The following is a 13,494-nucleotide window of genomic DNA, read 5'->3' on the forward strand; positions in this document are numbered from 1 at the left end:
AGGTGCTCAGCGCGGCCAACGCGTCGTCGGCGCGCGCCAGCTCCCGGCCGAAGTCGAGCAGCGCGTCCGCCTCGCCCTGGAACACCGCGTCGAGCAGGGCTTCACGGTGCGCGAAGTAGCGGTAGAGCGTGCCGATCCCGACGCCGGCCTGGCGCGCGATCTCCTCGAGCGACGCGCCCGTGCCGTGGGCGAGGAACGCCGCCTTGGCCTCGGCGACGAGCCGTTCGCGGTTGCGGCGGGCGTCGGCGCGCAGCGGGCAGGTCACGCGGCTTTGAAGTGGTGACTGAGGTCCCCGGCCGGCGCCACGCGCGGGCGCCGTTCGACGAAGTGCCACACGCCGTCCGAACGTTCGAAGCGGTCGTCGTAGTGGCCCGACGCGATGGGCTGCAGCGGCAGCCCGGGCGCGGCCTGCAGCGCGGTCCAGTAGCTGTGGGCCGTGGCGGTGCCGGCGGCCTCGTCGACGTGGCCGCGCACGTTGCTGGTCAGGTGGCGGGTGCGTGGGGTGCCATCGGGGTAGAAGCACGAGCGCGTCGTGGAAGTACCGCTCGACGGCTTCGCGCCCCGTCGCCGGGGCGCCGCCCGCGAAGGTGCCGTGGGCGAACAGCTCGCCGCGGCGAAGTTCCGGGAGTCGACGTGCGCGGCGTTGGTGAAGATCAGGTCTCGATGGCGTGGCGTGCGGACATGATCGCTCCCGGTGCGCAAGAGGAGGGGCGCCTCCGTTCCGCTGTACGCAGGCACCCCTCCTGCTCGCCAGTGCGTGTCCCGTCACGGAAAACCGTTGGCGCACTGGGGGAATTCACGACGCTGGGGCCGGTCGGGTCGTGGTAGGTTCGCCGCGGATCCGGCGCCGCCGCGATCCCACGACGGACTTCCTGGGGGCTTCGCATGTCCATCGTCATTCCCAGCTTCGACGATTCCGTGATCGTGCGGTCGGGCGACGCCGAGGTCATCGGCCGCGCACCCACGACCGTCAAGCTGCTCGCCGACAGCAGCTCCACGGGCGGCGCCCTGTCGACCATCCAGGTCGCGCTCAAGGACGGCGCCAACGGCGCGGCGCCCCACCACCACGCCGGCTCGGCCGAGCTGTTCTACGTCCTCGGCGGCACCGTCCAGGTCCTCTCGGGCGACACCGTCGTCACCGCCGACCGCGGCGACCTCGTCGTCGTGCCGCCCAACCTGACCCACGCCTTCGCGGCCGCACCGGGCGAAGACGCCGACCTGCTCATCGTCATCACCCCGGGTGTCGAGCGCTTCGAGTACTTCCGCCACCTCGAGCGCATCGCGTACGGCAAAGCGGCCCCCGAAAGCCTCTTGGAGGTCCAGGAAATCTACGACACGTACTTCAGCGCGAGCGCGGCTTGGGAAGCGGCGCGGACGGTCTGAGCCGCGTCATTTCGGCAGCGAGTCTCCCACCGTGTTGTACGCGTTCATCGGCACCGTCGCGATGCCGCCCAAGACGGTGGTGTCGCGGCGGGGGAACCAGAACACCGTGACCGACAAGGCCTCGACGCGCTGCGTGTCGGCGCTGTACAGCAGGCCGCCCACCTCCGCGGTGATGCGGGCGGCTGGGCCGGAGTAGTAGCCGTAGAGCGGCACGTCCTGGCCCGGGCGGCCCGCGGTGAGCGCGTGGAAGCCGGGTGAGCTCGCGCGGGAGCCGGTGGCGAGCTCGGCGGTGATGCCCTCGCCTGTGCGGTGGCCCAGCACCAGCTGGTACGGCGAGGTGTCAGGTCCGGTCGGTGTGCGTTCGAAGAACAGCACCACCTCGCCTTCCGGGTCCTCGACCTTGGTGCCCACGACTTCGCCGATCGGGGCCGCCGCGCGTCGCTCGGGCTGGGCGGCCGTGACCGTCAGCGTGGTCACGGCGGGCGAATCGGGCGTCCGCAGCAGCTGCGCGCCCACGACGACGCCGACCAGCACGACCACCGTCGCCGCGGCGGCCGAAAGCCGGCGCACGCGACGGCGACGGCGTCCCCGCCGCATCACATCGGCCAAGTCCACTGCTGTGAACTCGACGGCGGGTGGCTCCGCCAGCACCCCGCGCAGCGCTTCGGGATCAGTCACGACGCCTGCCCCGCCGCGCACGAGTGCCGCTCGGCGGCCGTGACGCGCATCTTCGCCAGCGCGCGCGAGTTGGTGCTCTTCACGGTGCCCAGGGACACCTTCAGTTCGGCCGCGACGTCGGCCTCCGACAGGTCCCAGAAGTGCCGCAGCACCACGATCGCCCGTTCCCGCGCGCTCAACAGGGCCAGCGCCCGCATGAGCCACTCCTGATCGGCGACGCCGACGGTGAAGTCGCGTTCGACGGCGCGCTCGGGCACGTCCTCGGTGGCCTGCTCCCGGTACGGGCGGCGCCAGCGGTCGATCACGTGGTTGGCCAGCACCTTGCGCGCGTAGGCGAACGGGTCCTGCCTGCGGATCCGCGGCCAGGACGTGTACGTGCGCACCAGCGCGGTCTGGACGTCGTCCTCTGCCTGGTGCCGGTCACCGGTCAGCAGGTAGGCCGCGTGCAGCAGCCGCGGCGAGACCGCGCGGACGAACTCCGCGAACTCGCTGTCACCTCGGGCCATGCCGGTCCTCGCGCGCGTACATGACCGGTCAGACGAGCGGCACCGCGAAAAGGTTGAGTCCATTTCCGTCGGGGCCGGGTGCTACAACGGACCGCGGCGTCCCCGACCGGAAGGTGCTCGATGCAGCGCGCGGACACGATCGACCAGGCCCTGGAGCGGTTCGACTCCGGCGAGCTCTTCGCCGAGCTCGCCCGCCGCGTGGCGTACCGGACCGAGAGCAATCTCGCGGACGGGCACCCGCGGCTGCGCGCGTATCTCACCGACGAGCTGGCTCCGGCGCTGGAAGCCCTCGGCTGCCGCACTCGCGTGGCCGAGAACCCCCTCGCTCCCGAGTGCCCGCTGCTGGTGGCGACCCGCCACGAGTCCGTCGACCGCCCCACGGTGCTGCTCTACGGCCACGGCGACGTCGTCAACGGCGAGGCGCCCCGCTGGCGCAAGGGCCTCGATCCGTGGACGCTGATCGCCGAGGACGAGCGCTGGTACGGCCGCGGGTCGGCCGACAACAAGGGCCAGCACACGCTCAACCTCTTCGCCCTGCGCGAGGTGTTGCGCGCACGCGGGCAGCTCGGGTTCAACCTCGTCGTGCTCATCGAAACCGGTGAAGAACGCGGCTCCCCCGGCCTCGTCGAGGTGTGCGGCGAGCTGCGTGACGAGCTGCGCGCGGATGTGCTGATCGCCTCCGACGGGCCGCGCGTGCGCGCCGACCTCCCGACCCTGTTCCTCGGCTCGCGCGGCGTCACGCAGTTCACGCTCACCGCGGACCTGCGCCCGCGCGACCACCACTCCGGCAACTGGGGTGGCGTGCTCCGCAACGCGGCCACCACGCTGGCCGCCGCGATCACGTCCCTTGTGGACGGCCGGGGCCGGATTCTGGTGCCAGGACTGCGCCCCCCGGCGATCCCGGAGTCCGTGCGCGCGGCGCTGGCCACCGTGCCCGTCGGCGGTGGCGCGGACGACCCGGCCGTCGACGAGGACTGGGGCGAGCTGGATCTCACGCCGGCAGAACGGCTGTTCGGCTGGAACACCGTCGAAGTCCTGGCCTTCCTCGCCGGCACGCCCGCGTCACCGGTGAATGCCATCCCGGGCCGCGCGGAAGCGACGCTGCAGCTGCGGTCGGTGGTGGGCACGGACCTCGCCGGACTCGAGCCGGCCCTGCGGAACCACTTGGCGGAACGCGGTTTTCCGATGGTCGACGTCGCGGTCACCGAGACACGGCCGCCGACGCGCACGGATCCTGGTCACCCCTGGGTGCGCTGGGCCGCCGGCTCCGTCGCCCGCACCACGGGCCGCGCGCCCGTGCTGCTGCCCAACCTCGGCGGCACGATCCCCAACGACGCGTTCGCGGAAGTCCTCGGCATGCCGACGATCTGGCTCCCCCACTCGTACCCGGCCTGCGCGCAGCACGCCCCCGACGAGCACCTGCTCGCTCCCTTGGCGCGCGAGGCAGTCGCGATCATGACCGGCCTGTACTGGGACCTGGGCGAAAAGGACAGCTGAGCAGATCTTGCCGGTTCGGCGGCCACCGGACACACCCAGGCCCGATCACGACGACCACGCCGACTTCTCGAACTCCCCGGCCGGCACCTCGAAGCTGTGACCTGGGGCGTTCACCGAGCGAATCCGGATGCGTGAGGCGTGCGGACACGCACATCGACCTCCCGTCGCGAACCGGCGGGAGGTCGATGGCATGATGCCCCAACCGGTCCCGCCCGCGGAGGGCGGCAGTGAGCCGACGAGGAAGGTGAGGCTTGAGCACGCGCACCACCCAGGTGGACGATCTCCGACTGGTGGCTCAGCCCAGTGCGGTTCCGTGCACCGAGCTGTTCGTCCGCCTGATCCTGACGGACTGGTCGCTCCTGCCGATGCTGGAACAGGTCACCGCCACCACGTCGCGGCTCGTCGGCGACATCGTGGACCAGAGCAGTGCCGCCGCCCCCGCGTTCATCACCGTGCGCCTGCAGCTGCGCGGCGAGGTGCTGGTGGTCGAGATCGAGGACGACCTGGTCGGCCCGAACCCGCCGCGCACCGCGCCCGGCGAGCGGATCGGCGTCGAGCCCCTGCGCAACGGCCGCCTCACGTGGTGCGAGATGCCGCTGCCCGGCGGCATGACGGCAGGCCAGGTCCGCCTGCCACGCCGCCAGGAACGCCGCACCCTCGTGGACGAGCCCGTGTCGGGCGCGCCGGTCGCCGCCGACCCGGAAGTACTGGAACGGCTGCTCGACCGGCTCAGCGGCTGGTCCGGCTGAGCCTGCCGTCCACAATGGACTCCGGTTACGCCGCGCGCTCGCCCCACGCGCGCTCGAGCGCCTGCGCGAACACCTCGACGGCCTGACCACCCGCGACGCCGATGCGCCGGTCCAGCACGAAGAACGGCACCCCGGTCGCGCCGAGCTGCGCCGCTTCCCGCTCCTCCGCGCGCACCGCGTCCGCGTAGGCCGCCGGATCGGCCAGCACGCGGCTCGCGTTGTCGCGGTCCAGGCCGGCCTCCACCGCCACGTCGAGCAGCGTGTCCCCGGTGAACAGCGGGCGCGCCTCGGCGAAGTTGGCCTTGAACAACGCGTCCACCATGTCGTGTTCCAGCCCGCGCTCGCGCGCGAGGTGCATCAGCCGGTGGGCGTCGAAGGTGTTGCCGATCTCCCGGTCCGACCGGTACCCGAGCCCGACCTCCGCGACCAGCCCGGCGAGGCGCTCCTCCATCTCCACCGCCTGCGGCCCGTACCTCGCGGTCAGCATCTCCTGCAACGGCTCCACCGTGTCGCGCGACGGGTCCAGCTCGAACGACCGGAACGTCACCTCCACCTCGTCCCGGTGCTCGAACCCCTCCAGCGCCGCCTCGAACCGCGCCTTCCCGAGGTAGCACCACCGACAGATGACATCGCTCCAGATTTCCACGTGCATACCCCCAGCCTAAGGACCGCGGAGGTGATCCAGAAGTACGCACTCCCAGGTAAGCGGCCCTTCCTGCGAGGCGAGGCAACCGGGCGCCGCGCGGGTGGGGCGGCTCGCCGTGAGCCGGACCCACCGCACGGTGACGCCCGGACCACCCGACCGTGGGCCCGACTCCTTCGCGGGGCTCATCCCGGGGCTGACCACGGCCACGGCGACGCTGGTGTTCGCGTCGCGGTTCGTGGTGCAGCAGTACCTCTACGACCAGGACCGCACGGTCGGCGCGCGTTCGCCATGATCGCGATGGGCAACCCGCTCACCGGCCTCGCGTTCGACGCCGCCGCGTGGGCGATCCACTACGCGAGCAAGCGCCAGAAGACCTCGCGGACGTGTAGGGCGGCCGGAAACACGGCAAAACCGAGAAATTTCGTCCTTCGTGGTGTCGAATGGCGTCGAGCCCGTTCGTGGGCAGGGTGAGGGACCGGCGAACGGACCGGTCGCCCGAGCGAAGGAGCCCGCCGTGAAGCAGTACCTGCTCGCCGTCCAGCTCGACGAGAGCAAACCGGAGCCCGAGGACGACTTCGAGGCGATGCTGGCCCGGACCGGTCAGGTCACCGAGGACATGAAGTCCGCCGGGGTGTGGGTGTTCGTCGGCGGCCTTCGGCCCTCGCACGCGTCCACGGTCGTGCGGCCCGGCGACGGCACGGTCACGATCACCGATGGCCCGTTCGCCGAGACGAAGGAACAGCTCGGCGGGTTCTGGGTGATCGAGTGCGACGACCTCGACCAGGCGCTGGCGTGGGCCGAGAAGTGCGCGCTGGCCTGCGGGCAGCCGATCGAGGTGCGCCCGTTCGACGACCTCTCGGAACGCTGAGACGCCGGTGGACCTCGACAGCGTCTACCGGGCGGAGTACGGCCCCTGCGTGGCCACGCTGACGCGGCTGCTCGGCGACATCGGGCTCGCCGAGGAGGCCGTGCAGGACGCGTTCGCGGTGGCGGTCACCAGGTGGGCCGACGCGCTGCCACCCAACCCCGGCGGGTGGATCGTGACGACCGCCCGCAACCGCGCCATCGACCGCCTGCGCCGCGAATCCACTCGCGAATCCCGCCACGCGCAGGCGTTGCTGCTGAATCAGCCCGACGAGCCGGAGGAGGCAGGACCCGTGCGCGACGACCAGCTCCGCCTGATCTTCACCTGCTGCCACCCGGCGCTGTCACCGCTCGCGCAGACCGCGCTCACGTTGCGGCTGCTCGGCGGGTTGGAGGTGCCGGAGATCGCGCGTGCCTACCTCGTGCCGGAGGCGACCGTCGCCCAGCGGATCGTGCGTGCCAAGAAGAAAATCCGCGACGCGGGCATCCCCTACCGGGTGCCGGGCGCGGCCGACCTGCCCGACCGGCTGCCGCCCGTGCTCACCGTGCTCTACCTGGTTTTCAACGAGGGCTACACGTCGACGTCGGGCGAGCTGGTGCGGACGGACCTGTGTCTGGAAGCCGTCCGCCTTGCGCGGGCGCTCGCCGAGCTGATGCCGGACGAGCCGGAGGTACTCGGCCTGCTGGCGCTGCTCCTGCTCACCGAAGCGCGCCGGCCTGCTCGCGTCGGGCCTTCGGGTGAGCTGGTGGTGCTGTCGGACCAGGACCGGTCGCGGTGGAACCACGAGCTGATCACCGAGGGGCACGAGCTGGTGCGCCGCTGCCTGCGCCGGGGACAGCCGGGTCCGTACCAGCTGCAAGCCGCGATCAACGCCGTGCACACCGACGGGCCGGCCACCGACTGGACGCAGGTCCTGGCGCTCTACGACCAGCTCCTGCAGCACTCCCCGACCCCGGTCGTCGCGCTCAACCGGGCGGTCGCCGTCGCCGAGGTGCACGGTCCGGGGGCGGCGCTGTCCGCCGTGGACGAGCTGGACCTGCCGGGGTACCACCTTCTGCCGGCCACCCGGGCCGATCTGCTCACGCGGCTGGGCCGGACCGCGGAAGCCGTCGCCGCCTACGACGAGGCGATCAGCCTGGCCGGCAACGACACCGAACGCGCCTTCCTGCGGACGCGCCGGGCGCGCCTGGCCGAAACCTAAGGCGACGCAACGGGTTCCCGCGCACCCGTGCGTTCGGCACCGATGCCCGCGACCACCACGAACAGCACTCCCGCAGCCGCGGCGAGGTCGGGCACCTGGTGGAGCACGAGCAGCCCGATCGTCATCGCGATGGCGGGTTCGAGGCTCATGAGCGTGCCGAACGCCGACGCCGTGAGCCGCCGCAGCGCGAGCATCTCGAAGCTGAACGGCACCACCGGCAGCAGGATCGCGAGTCCGAGCCCGGCGAGCAGCAGCTCCCACGACAGGTGCCCGAACACCGCCGGCCCCTGCACCAGCGTGGCCACGATCGCCGCCACCGGCATGGACACCGCGAGGCCGCGCACACCCGACACCTCGTCACCGACGCGCTGCGTCAGCACGATATAGGTGGCCCAGCAGACCGCTGACGCGAGTGCGTAGCCGACACCGAGCAGATCCGCCCCGCCCTCCCACGGTTCGGTCAGCAGCAGCACGCCGACCGCCGCGAGCACGGGCCACAGGCGTTTGCCGCCGCGTCCGCGGGTGATCGCGACCGTGAGCGGGCCGAGGAACTCCAGCGCGCTCGCGGTGCCCAGCGGCAGCCGCGCGACGGCGGCCATGAACAGCATCGTCATGCCGGCGGTGACGACGCCCAGCAGCACGCATGCGAGCAGCGACGAGCGGCTGCAGGAGGACGGGCGCGGGCGGACCAGCACGAGCAGCAGCACCCCGGCCCAGGCGAGCCGCAGCCACGCGGCGCCCTCGGGCCCGACGCGGTCGAACAGGCCGACGGACAGCGCCAGGCCGAGCTGTACGCAGAGCATCGCGGCGACGGCGAGCGCCGCCCCGGCGCGGGTGGAGGAAAAGAGCACGCGTCCAGGAGAACCGACGCCCACCGTTCATGTCCACGTGCCGATCGTGGACGTACTGTTCGGGAACCCTGGACAATGGCGGCATGGACACCCGCAGGCTGCAGTTCCTGCTCGAGCTGTCGCGGCTCGGCTCGATGCGCGCGGTCGCCGATGTGCTCGACACCACCACGTCGACGGTGTCGCAGCAGATCTCCGCGCTGGCCCGGGAGACGGGGGCGCCCCTGCTCGAACCGGACGGCCGGCGCGTGCGCCTGACCCCGGCCGGGCGGCGGCTGGCCGAGCACGCCGTGACGATCCTGGCCGCTGTGGAGGCGGCGCGGGCGGATCTGGATCCGCACGCGGAGCCGGCCGGCACCGTGCGGGTGGCGGGCTTCGCGACGGCGATCCGGCGTGCTCTGCTGCCGGCGGCCGACCGGCTGGCGCGGACGCAGCCACGGGTGCAGCTGGTGATCAGCGAGTACGAACCTGCCGAAGCCCTGGCCCAGCTGCTGACCGACGACATCGACCTGGCGCTGGTCTACGACTACGACCTCGCGCCCGCGACCACGGACCCGTCACTCGATGTCCGTCCTCTGTGGACGGCCGCGTGGGGACTGGGCGTGCCGGCGGCGGACGCGACCCGGGTGGCCGGCGAGGGCACGCTGGCCGTGTTCGAGGCGTTCCGCGACCACGACTGGATCGGCAATTCCCGCAACCGCGCCGACGAGGACGTGGTGCGCACTCTGGCGTCGATGGTCGGGTTCACCCCGCGCGTCACGCACCTGGCCGACAGCCTCGATCTCGTGGAGGACCTGATCGTCGCGGGGCCCGGCGTCGGGCTGCTGCCGGTCGCGCGCCCGACTCGGCCGGAGGTGGCATTGCTGCCGCTGACCGGGCCGGACGTGCGGCTGCGGTCGTTCGCGGCCACCCGGCGCGGGCGGGACGCGTGGCCGCCGCTCGCGCTCGTGCTCGGCCTGCTGCGGCGCGGCCACGATGGCGAACCATGACGACGGAAAAGGCGATCCTCGCCGGCGGATGTTTCTGGGGCATGGAGGAGCTGTTCCGCCACCAGCCCGGCGTCGTGTCGACCCGCGTCGGCTACACACCCAACGCCACCTACCGCAACCACGGCACCCACGCCGAGGCCATCGAGGTCCTCTACGACCCCTCGCAGACGGACTTCCGGAACCTGCTCGAGTTCTTCTTCCAGGTCCACGACCCGACCACGAAGAACCGCCAACCAACGGCAACGACATCGGCCTGAGCTACCGCTCCGCGATCTTCTACACCAACGACGAGCAGAAGAAGGTCGCCGAAGACACCATCGCCGACGTCGAGGCCTCCGGCCTCTGGCCCGGCAAGGTCGTCACCGAGGTCACCCCCGCCGGCGACTTCTGGGAAGCCGAGCCCGAGCACCAGGACGACCTGCGGACGTATCCGAACGGGTACTCGTGTCACTTCCCGCGGCCGGGCTGGAAGCTGCCCAAGCGGGCCTGAGCAAGTTCCGCATCGCGGAAGGCGGACGGCGAAAGCTGCCACCACACCACCGCGGCACCGGCAAGCTGGATCAGCGCGCTCATCACCCACACCGCGCGCAGGCTCACCTGCGCGGCGACGAACCCTCCGGCGAGCGCGCCGAGTGGGGTCAGGCCCCACGCCAGCGCGCGGTGGCTGGTGAGCACGCGGCCCAGCAACGGCGACGGCGTGAAGCGCTGGCGTGAGGACTGGGAGCAGACATTCCACACCAGCGTGGTCGCCGTGAGGAACACGAGCACCAGCCCCACGACCGGCGGCCACGGCGGCACCACAGCGATCGCGAGCTGCGCCACCACCGCGCAGCTCTGCGCCAGCCGCATCGACCACGAGTAGCCCAGCCGTCGCACCACCCGGTCGATCACGAACGACGACGCGACCCAGCCCACGGCCAGGCACGCGAGCAGCCCGCCGTAGCCGGTGGGCCCGAGGTGCAGCACCTGCGTCGCGAAGAGCACCAGCATCGCGTTGCCCGCGCTCGCCGCGAACGATCCCAGCGCGACAGTGATCGTGATCGACCGCAGCAGCGGCGTGCCCACCAGGTACCGCAGACCTTCGCCGATGTCGCGCACCGGGTGCGACGGCGACTTGACCGGCGGCGCCGACGGTATCCCGCGCACCAAGGCGAACGCCACGACCGCCGCCGCCGTGGCGCCCCACGCCGGAATTCCCGCCCCGATCCCCAGCAGCACACCCGTCACCGGCGGGACGACGAACTGCACCAGCCCCCGGTCGATCACCTGCAGCCGCGCGTTCGCCGCCGCCAGCCGGTCGGACCCCACGACGTCCGGCACGAGCGCGCCGCTCGCCCCGTCGCCGAACACCTGCGCCGTGGTGACCACGAACGCCACCACCGCCACCACGGGCAGGCTCAGCCCGCGCACCGACCCGGCCACGGCGAGCACCACGGCGGCCGCGGTGAGCACGGCGTACGCCCCTGCCAGCACCGCCGTCCGCCGCGCCCGGTCGATCACCACGCCCGCGAACAACGACAACACCAACCACGGCGCCTGCCCGGCCACCGTCACCAGCGAAATCTCCCGCGGGTCGGTCGTGATCGACACGGCCAGCAGCGGAATCGCCGACAGCACCAGCCCTTCCCCCGCCGACCCGAACACCGCGACCAGCTGCAACCGCCCCCACGACCCCATACCGGCGAGTCTGCTGCGGGAGTCAAGCGATTTTGCCCCTGCCTAAGCTTTTCCGGCGGCGAGGAGGTGCGGGCCGGCGTTGCTCAACGTCAAGCGCCGTCCAGGCAGGACCTGCCACGCCGAACACGTCGACGTCGCGAACACCGGCCGACGGCAGCTCGGCGGCCATCTCCGCGGCGGTGGGAAAGAGCGGGAACGAACCCGACGTGACCGTCGTACCTTCCGGTGCCGATGACCTCGCCGGCCGCGTCGGCTTTCCGGCGGCGACAAATACCGGCTGATCGCCGTCGCGCACAACACCCCGCCAGGGCCGAGTGCCCCCCAGCGTCTCGTCGCGGAGTTCTGCCGTCACGCCGGGGATCCCGGCCGCGGCCTCGACGTGCCGGGGCACCGCGACGACGCGCACGGAGTGCCCTCCGCCGCGAGCCAGCGCGGCGGCTCACCGGTTCCGCCGCCGACGTCGAGCACCCGCAGCGTGTTCCCGTCCAGTGCCCGGCGCCCGAGTTCACCACGGCGAAAGCCAGAATCCTGCTCGGCCCACCGGCGACGGCGGATTCGGAGCCGTCAGGCGGCACAGAGCGCTGACAAGTCAACCGCGTCCGGATACCGACCACGCCGAGAACCCCCACGGGATTCATCCGGCAAGGACATCGGGACCCGGCCGGCGGTGCGGTCAGTGGATCCGGCTCAGCCCACCGGCGACGGCGCCGTCGTGACCCAGCCGCCGTCGACGGTGAGGGTGTGGCCGGTGATGTACGACGACGCGGGGGACGCGAAGAACAACACGGCGGCAGCGACATCGTCCGGCTCACCGACCCGGCCCAGCGGCACGGTTTCCAGGTACTTCGCCCGGGCCGAGTCGTCGTTGACGATCCAGGCGCCGAGGGTGGTCCGGACAGCACCGGGGCTGACGGCGTTGAAGCGGACGCCGCGGGAGCCCCACTCGGCGGCCAGCGCGCGGGTGGCGCCTTCGGCGCCGGCCCGGAGTCCACTGTAGACAGACAACCCGGGCAGGCCCTGGTGGGCGGCGCCCGACGACAGGGTGACGACACTGCCCCCGCCGCGCGCGGCCATGCCGGCGGCGGCGAGGCCGGACAGCACGATCGGGGCGCGCAGGTACACCGCCCAGGCCTCGTCGACGTCGGTGAGCTGCAGCGAGTCCGCGAAACCCGCGCCCGTGCCATTGCCGGCGTTGTTGACGAGGACGTCGACGGGGCCCGCGGCGGCGAGTATCTCGGCCGGGGCGTCCGGGCGTGCCAGGTCGGCGGCGACCACGTCGGCGTCACCCGGGAGCTCGCGCGCCACCGCAGCCAGGGTCTCCGCGGACCGGCCGACCAGCACCACGCGTGCGCCCGCCTCCGACAGCACCCGGCTCACGGCGGCGCCGATCCCCCGGCTCGCCCCGGTGACGAGGGCAGTCCTGCCGGTCAGGTCGAACAGTTCGGTGATCTTCATGCGACCCACGCTAGAACCGCCAGACCGGACGAGTGTTACCTTCGGGTCCGCAATCGTTGTCCGATCGTCCAGGAGCCCCCATGGATCCGGTGGAGGACGTGCTCACCGCGATGCGGATCGAGCAATCGCGGTACGTGCGGATCGAGGCCGGCGCGCCGTGGGGCATCGCCTTCCACGCGCCCGAGACCACCCGCCTCGTGCTGATCGCCTCCGGTTCGTGCGTGCTCACGGGCGAGCACGTGGGCGAACCGCGCCGGCTCACGGCGGGAGACTGCTTCGTCGTGCGTGCCGGCGCGCGGTTCAAGCTCGAAGACGAGCCCGGCCGGGAGCTCCTCGAGTGCGAAACCCTGCTCACCGAGCCGGAACGCACCGTCGCGGCGCACGGCGGGACCGGTGAGCGCACCGACATCGTGTCCGGCCGGTTCTCGTTCGACGCCACCGCGGCCGAGCCGCTGTTCGCGATGCTGCCGCCGCTGTTCCTGCTCGATCTGCACGGCGAGGCCGGGGAGCAACTGCGCGCGACGTTCGACCTGCTCGCCCGCGAGGAGGCCGGCGCGGGTCTCGGCTCCCGCCTCGTGACCAGCCGGCTCGCGGACGTGCTGTTCATCCAGGCCGTCCGCGTGTTCTGCGACAGCGGAGGCGGCAACCTGGGCTGGCTCGCCGCCCAGCGCGACCCGCGCCTCGCCGCCGCCACGCGCGCGCTGCACGCCGACCTCGCGCGCCCGTGGACCGTCGAGGCGCTGGCCCGCGAGGCCGGCCTTTCGCGCTCGGCGTTCGCGGCCGCGTTCCGGGCCGTGGTCGGCGAGACGCCGCTGAGCTACCTCACGTCGTGGCGGCTGCACCAGGCCAAGCGGCTGCTGCGCGAGACCGACCTCAGCGTCGCGCAGATCGCCGCTCGGGTGGGGTACGAGTCCAACGCCGCGCTCACCCGCGTGTTCAGCCGCCGGGAAGGCACGACGCCCGGTGCGTGGCGGCGCCGGTGACCGGTCTCCCGCGAGGG

16 protein-coding genes and 2 pseudogenes are annotated in these 13,494 nt (G+C 72.5%); 9 read left to right on the forward strand and 9 right to left on the reverse strand.

Annotated features, from left to right (window positions below):
- Window positions 1-94: 94 nt before the first annotated feature.
- Window positions 95-334: pseudogene (locus AB0F91_RS19990) on the reverse strand (helix-turn-helix domain-containing protein); the annotation flags it as partial.
- Window positions 262-702: a nuclear transport factor 2 family protein gene (locus AB0F91_RS19995; RefSeq protein WP_360599109.1), complete on the reverse strand. Its 441-nt coding sequence runs from the start codon at window positions 700-702 to the stop codon at window positions 262-264. The gene AB0F91_RS19995 and the pseudogene AB0F91_RS19990, both read right to left, overlap by 73 nt.
- Window positions 703-885: 183 nt before the next feature.
- Here AB0F91_RS19995 and AB0F91_RS20000 point away from each other — a divergent pair, with 183 nt between their 5' ends.
- A complete protein-coding gene (locus AB0F91_RS20000) occupies window positions 886-1,383 on the forward strand; it encodes a cupin domain-containing protein (RefSeq protein ID WP_360599111.1) in 498 nt (165 codons plus the stop codon).
- 6 nt (window positions 1,384-1,389) lie between these two features.
- On the opposite strand, the gene AB0F91_RS20005 is transcribed toward AB0F91_RS20000, so the two are convergent.
- On the reverse strand, window positions 1,390-2,061 hold the full coding sequence (locus AB0F91_RS20005; RefSeq protein ID WP_360599113.1) for a hypothetical protein: 672 nt from the start codon (window positions 2,059-2,061) through the stop codon (window positions 1,390-1,392).
- Complete coding sequence (locus tag AB0F91_RS20010; RefSeq protein ID WP_360599115.1) at window positions 2,058-2,567, reverse strand: SigE family RNA polymerase sigma factor; 510 nt, start codon at window positions 2,565-2,567, stop codon at window positions 2,058-2,060. The genes AB0F91_RS20005 and AB0F91_RS20010 overlap by 4 nt, the downstream gene beginning before the upstream one ends.
- Window positions 2,568-2,687: 120 nt before the next feature.
- Between AB0F91_RS20010 and AB0F91_RS20015 the strand changes: the two genes are divergently transcribed.
- The gene (locus tag AB0F91_RS20015; protein ID WP_360599117.1) at window positions 2,688-4,064 is read left to right on the forward strand and encodes a M20 family metallopeptidase; all 1,377 of its coding nucleotides are present in this window, start codon (window positions 2,688-2,690) and stop codon (window positions 4,062-4,064) included.
- Between the two features lie 251 nt (window positions 4,065-4,315).
- Window positions 4,316-4,813, forward strand: coding sequence for an ATP-binding protein (locus AB0F91_RS20020; protein ID WP_360599120.1), 498 nt, complete (start codon window positions 4,316-4,318; stop codon window positions 4,811-4,813).
- Window positions 4,814-4,838: 25 nt separating this feature from the next.
- Here AB0F91_RS20020 and AB0F91_RS20025 read toward each other — a convergent pair whose 3' ends face one another.
- Window positions 4,839-5,465: a DsbA family oxidoreductase gene (locus tag AB0F91_RS20025; protein ID WP_360599122.1), complete on the reverse strand. Its 627-nt coding sequence runs from the start codon at window positions 5,463-5,465 to the stop codon at window positions 4,839-4,841.
- A 109-nt stretch (window positions 5,466-5,574) separates the two neighbouring features.
- Here AB0F91_RS20025 and AB0F91_RS20030 point away from each other — a divergent pair, with 109 nt between their 5' ends.
- The 3 genes from AB0F91_RS20030 to AB0F91_RS20040 all read left to right on the forward strand — a co-directional run bounded on the left by AB0F91_RS20030 (window position 5,575) and on the right by AB0F91_RS20040 (window position 7,525).
- On the forward strand, window positions 5,575-5,751 hold the full coding sequence (locus tag AB0F91_RS20030) for a hypothetical protein (RefSeq protein ID WP_360599124.1): 177 nt from the start codon (window positions 5,575-5,577) through the stop codon (window positions 5,749-5,751).
- A 222-nt stretch (window positions 5,752-5,973) separates the two neighbouring features.
- Window positions 5,974-6,327 (forward strand): YciI family protein, encoded by a 354-nt coding sequence (locus AB0F91_RS20035; protein ID WP_360599127.1) that lies wholly within the window; start codon window positions 5,974-5,976, stop codon window positions 6,325-6,327.
- Window positions 6,328-6,334: 7 nt separating this feature from the next.
- Window positions 6,335-7,525 (forward strand): RNA polymerase sigma factor, encoded by a 1,191-nt coding sequence (locus AB0F91_RS20040; RefSeq protein ID WP_360599129.1) that lies wholly within the window; start codon window positions 6,335-6,337, stop codon window positions 7,523-7,525.
- Here the strand turns inward: AB0F91_RS20040 and AB0F91_RS20045 are convergent.
- Entirely contained in the window at window positions 7,522-8,376 is an 855-nt protein-coding gene (locus AB0F91_RS20045) for an EamA family transporter (protein WP_360599132.1), read from the reverse strand. The two genes, AB0F91_RS20040 and AB0F91_RS20045, sit on opposite strands and share 4 nt — an antisense overlap.
- Window positions 8,377-8,459: 83 nt before the next feature.
- Here AB0F91_RS20045 and AB0F91_RS20050 point away from each other — a divergent pair, with 83 nt between their 5' ends.
- Window positions 8,460-9,362 (forward strand): LysR family transcriptional regulator, encoded by a 903-nt coding sequence (locus AB0F91_RS20050; RefSeq protein ID WP_360599134.1) that lies wholly within the window; start codon window positions 8,460-8,462, stop codon window positions 9,360-9,362.
- Window positions 9,359-9,852, forward strand: a pseudogene (gene msrA, locus AB0F91_RS20055) (peptide-methionine (S)-S-oxide reductase MsrA). Before AB0F91_RS20050 ends, msrA begins: the two are co-directional and overlap by 4 nt.
- Here msrA and AB0F91_RS20060 read toward each other — a convergent pair.
- From AB0F91_RS20060 to AB0F91_RS20070, 3 genes are all read right to left on the reverse strand, one after another.
- Window positions 9,810-11,039 carry an MFS transporter gene (locus AB0F91_RS20060; RefSeq protein WP_360599136.1) on the reverse strand — a complete coding sequence of 410 codons (1,230 nt, stop codon included), beginning with the start codon at window positions 11,037-11,039 and terminating at the stop codon, window positions 9,810-9,812. The pseudogene msrA and the gene AB0F91_RS20060 sit on opposite strands and share 43 nt — an antisense overlap.
- Window positions 11,040-11,061: 22 nt before the next feature.
- A complete protein-coding gene (locus tag AB0F91_RS20065; protein WP_360599138.1) occupies window positions 11,062-11,445 on the reverse strand; it encodes a hypothetical protein in 384 nt (127 codons plus the stop codon).
- Window positions 11,446-11,726: 281 nt separating this feature from the next.
- Window positions 11,727-12,494 (reverse strand): SDR family oxidoreductase, encoded by a 768-nt coding sequence (locus AB0F91_RS20070; protein WP_360599140.1) that lies wholly within the window; start codon window positions 12,492-12,494, stop codon window positions 11,727-11,729.
- An 80-nt stretch (window positions 12,495-12,574) separates the two neighbouring features.
- Between AB0F91_RS20070 and AB0F91_RS20075 the strand changes: the two genes are divergently transcribed.
- A complete protein-coding gene (locus AB0F91_RS20075) occupies window positions 12,575-13,477 on the forward strand; it encodes an AraC family transcriptional regulator (protein WP_360599142.1) in 903 nt (300 codons plus the stop codon).
- The last annotated feature ends 17 nt before the right edge of the window (window positions 13,478-13,494 follow it).

The sequence above is a fragment of the Amycolatopsis sp. NPDC023774 genome, assembly GCF_040639695.1.
In the GTDB taxonomy this organism is placed as follows: domain Bacteria; phylum Actinomycetota; class Actinomycetes; order Mycobacteriales; family Pseudonocardiaceae; genus Amycolatopsis.

Bases quoted from the DNA above. Each gene is read 5' to 3' on its own strand.
- AB0F91_RS20050 (WP_360599134.1), top strand. From the start codon at position 8,460: ATGGACACCCGCAGGCTGCAGTTCCTGCTCGAGCTGTCGCGGCTCGGC.
- AB0F91_RS20015 (WP_360599117.1), top strand. From the start codon at position 2,688: ATGCAGCGCGCGGACACGATCGACCAGGCCCTGGAGCGGTTCGACTCC.
- AB0F91_RS20025 (WP_360599122.1), bottom strand. From the start codon at position 5,465: ATGCACGTGGAAATCTGGAGCGATGTCATCTGTCGGTGGTGCTACCTC.
- AB0F91_RS20060 (WP_360599136.1), bottom strand. From the start codon at position 11,039: ATGGGGTCGTGGGGGCGGTTGCAGCTGGTCGCGGTGTTCGGGTCGGCG.
- AB0F91_RS20000 (WP_360599111.1), top strand. From the start codon at position 886: ATGTCCATCGTCATTCCCAGCTTCGACGATTCCGTGATCGTGCGGTCG.
- AB0F91_RS20075 (WP_360599142.1), top strand. From the start codon at position 12,575: ATGGATCCGGTGGAGGACGTGCTCACCGCGATGCGGATCGAGCAATCG.
- AB0F91_RS20070 (WP_360599140.1), bottom strand. From the start codon at position 12,494: ATGAAGATCACCGAACTGTTCGACCTGACCGGCAGGACTGCCCTCGTC.
- AB0F91_RS20010 (WP_360599115.1), bottom strand. From the start codon at position 2,567: ATGGCCCGAGGTGACAGCGAGTTCGCGGAGTTCGTCCGCGCGGTCTCG.